This is a genomic window from Catellatospora paridis (assembly GCF_009720365.1).
Classification (GTDB): domain Bacteria; phylum Actinomycetota; class Actinomycetes; order Mycobacteriales; family Micromonosporaceae; genus Catellatospora; species Catellatospora paridis.
In genome coordinates this window covers 1-1,721 of the sequence record NZ_WBZD01000058.1, presented here as the reverse complement: position 1 = coordinate 1,721, position 1,721 = coordinate 1, and the positions used below count along the sequence as shown (strand labels likewise).

At 67.5% G+C, this 1,721-nt stretch carries 1 protein-coding gene and 2 pseudogenes; all 3 read right to left on the bottom strand.

Annotated features, from left to right (window positions below):
• Positions 1–256 (bottom strand): annotated as a pseudogene (locus F9C41_RS40500) (carbohydrate ABC transporter permease); the annotation flags it as partial.
• Positions 253–1,107, bottom strand: coding sequence for a carbohydrate ABC transporter permease (locus F9C41_RS40495; protein WP_230690391.1), 855 nt, complete (start codon positions 1,105–1,107; stop codon positions 253–255). The pseudogene F9C41_RS40500 and the gene F9C41_RS40495, both read right to left, overlap by 4 nt.
• A 170-nt stretch (positions 1,108–1,277) precedes the next feature.
• A pseudogene (locus F9C41_RS40990) lies at positions 1,278–1,721 on the bottom strand (ABC transporter substrate-binding protein); the annotation flags it as partial.

Sequence of the window (1,721 nt, the reverse complement as noted above, 5' to 3'; positions counted from 1 at the left end):
CGACGGTGGCCAGGGCGATGATGGTGCTGTTGGCGAGTTGTCGCCAGAAGACGCTGTCGGCGAGGATGCCGGTGTAGTTCTCGGGGTGCCAGGGGTCGGGCCAGCCCAGGGGGTTGGTGGACAGTTGGCCGTTGTCCTTGAAGCCGCCGAGCACGCCGAACCCGACCGGCACCACGATCAGCGAGCCGATGACTATCGAGATCAGGTGCAGCAGCGTGCGCCGGGCGCGGACCGGGGCCGAGACGGGTCGGGTCATCGCTGGTCTCCCAGGGTGGTCAGCGCGCCCTCGGTGTCGCGGCGCAGCACGTATCGCTGGTAGAACAGCGCGAACACGAGGCTGATCAGGAACATCACGATCGAGATGGCGCTGGCGTAGCCGACCTCGAAGCGGCGGAAGCCGCGGTCGAACATGGTGACGGCCATGGTCTCCGAGGCGTGGATGGGACCGCCGCCGGTGAGCACCCAGACCATGTCGAACAGCTGGATGCTGCCGATCACGGACAGGAACACGCTGATCCGGATGGTCGGCCCGAGCAGCGGCAGCGTCACGTGGCGGAACACCTGCCAGGGGCCGGCGCCGTCGGTGGTGGCGGCCTCGGTCAGCTCAGCCGGGATGCCCTGCCGGCCGGCCAAGTACAGGATCATGTGGAAGCCGAAGTACTTCCACGAGATGACGAAGAACAGCGCGTACAGCACGGTGTCCGGGTCGGCGAAGACCGCGCCGTCCAGCGCGTCGATGCCGAGCCAGCCGGCGATCTGCTGGCCGAGCCCCCGGTTGGGCGACAGCACCAGGGTGAACAGCACCGCGGTGGTGACCTCGGACAGCACGTACGGGGCGAAGAAGATGACGCGATAGATGCTGCGGCCCTTGAGCTTCTGGTTGAGCAGCATCGCCAGGGCCAGCGACACCGGCAGCTGGATCACCAGCGACAGGGTGATCAGGACCAGCGTGTGCCACAGGTCGCCGAGAAAGGTCGGGTCCTGGAAGGCGCGGGTGAAGTTGTCCAGCCCGACGAAGTTCTCCGGCAGGTTGAAGCCGTTCCACTTGTACATGCTGACGTAGCCCGCGACCACGATCGGGGTGATGACCAGCAGCAGGAACAGCACCAGCGCCGGGGTGAGGAACAGCGCGATCGTGATCAGCTGCTGCCGCCGGAACCTGCGCCGCGGAAGGTGCCTCCTGGTCGCCCGGACGCTGTCCGGGCACCGTGGAAAGCTTCATCGTGCCTGCTCCCGTCGTTGCGTACGAGGCAGCCAACCATCCCGCGGCCGGCTTGTCACTGGCTCTTCGCGACCTTGGTGATGTCCTTGACGATCTGCTCCGGCGTCTTGGAACCGGCCACCAGCTCGGCGACACTGTCGTTGACCTGCTGACCCACCGCCGGCGGGTACGCCTGGTCCAGATACAGCTGGAACCCGGTCGCCGACGCGAGGCTGGCCGCGACGACCTTGCTGTTCGGGTCCTTGATCGCGTCCGCGGCGTCCTTGACCGTCGGCAGCACCGCACCCGTCGCCGCCGACTTGCGCTGGCTCGCGACGTCCAGCAGCGTCTTCAGGAAGTCGACCGTCGACGCCGGGGCGTTCTTGCCCACCGCGAACCCGTTGCCGCCACCGAACGCCTCCGCGACCGAACCCTTGCCGCCCTCGACGGCCGGGAACGCGAAGTAGCCCAGCTTGTCGCCCAGGCCCTTCTTGCTCGTCGAGCTCGAGGCCTGCACCGA